The sequence below is a fragment of the Sphingobacterium sp. IITKGP-BTPF85 genome (assembly GCF_001006065.1).
Classification (GTDB): Bacteria; Bacteroidota; Bacteroidia; order Sphingobacteriales; family Sphingobacteriaceae; genus Sphingobacterium; species Sphingobacterium anhuiense.
In genome coordinates this window covers 1-1,048 of record NZ_ASZT02000316.1, presented here as the reverse complement: position 1 = coordinate 1,048, position 1,048 = coordinate 1, and the positions used below count along the sequence as shown (strand labels likewise).

At 35.7% G+C, this 1,048-nt stretch carries 1 protein-coding gene; it reads right to left on the bottom strand.

All coding sequences use genetic code 11. From position 1 onward, the window contains the following. Positions 1-63 precede the first annotated feature (63 nt). Entirely contained in the window at positions 64-828 is a 765-nt protein-coding gene (locus tag L950_RS25400) for a lytic transglycosylase domain-containing protein (RefSeq protein WP_231577860.1), read from the bottom strand. Positions 829-1,048: the final 220 nt, after the last annotated feature.

Below are 1,048 nucleotides of genomic sequence, written 5' to 3'. Positions count from 1 at the left end.
AAGCCTCAGATAGGTAGAACAGACTCTAAGAAAAAGCTTGAATTATATAATTCAAGCCTTTTCTTATAACATATTCTCATTTGGATCTTTCTGATCCGTTCGGTTCGCATATCGCGTATAACCATGTTTTTCAGGATTCTCGATAATCTCTTTCATCGAAATCAACTTATAGACATAAGAACCAGTTTCATTATTCAACTTTAAATTGTAATAACTATCCTCTTTCTGACGTCTAATAGAACCCTTTAAACTTCCTCCACCTACATTATAAGCAGCAGCTACAAGAGTCCAGTTTCCAAACTGCTTATAAAGTGATTTAATGTACTTAGCGGCGGCATGAGTAGACTTCGTCAAATCTCGTCTCTCATCAACATTTCCATTCACTTTCAATCCATAAAGTCTAGCAGTTGCAGGCATAAACTGCCAGTAGCCACCAGCCCCTTTAGAAGAAACGACTCCTCGATCCAATCCACTTTCTACCAATGGAACGTACTTAAAGTCTTCAGGAATACCGTAGGATGCTAAAATCTTCTCAATCTGCGGCAGATAGGCCTCTGCTTTTTTATGTAGACTGTAAGAGCCTCTCTTTTTGAAAGAGAAGTTTTTAAAATATCGCAACAACTTGCTTTCAACATGTGGCCGATTTATCGGCAACGTATCATTGGCAAATGTCAACGAACTCAAATAATGATCATTATTATTATCATTATTTTCATTTTTCTCCTTTTCATCTTCCCCATTAGAAAGATTACTTGGCGCTTTCACAGTAATGATCTTATCATCACCTGCAGCAATTGTGTTTGGGTTTGAGTACAATTTTGACAACACTAACGCCGACAAAATCAGACTACAACATAATACTTTTTTTCTAAACATTCACTCCCTTAATGCTACCCTATCCACGATAAAATCGATCAAAAAATAGCTTGGTACAAATTCAAGGCTACAAAGATAAAGACTATTTACTTAAAAAACAAACACTTAACCTTTTCAAGGTTTAAACATGTTTCAAGCTTGATTTTTTGTAACTTTTCATCCCTCCAAAAAA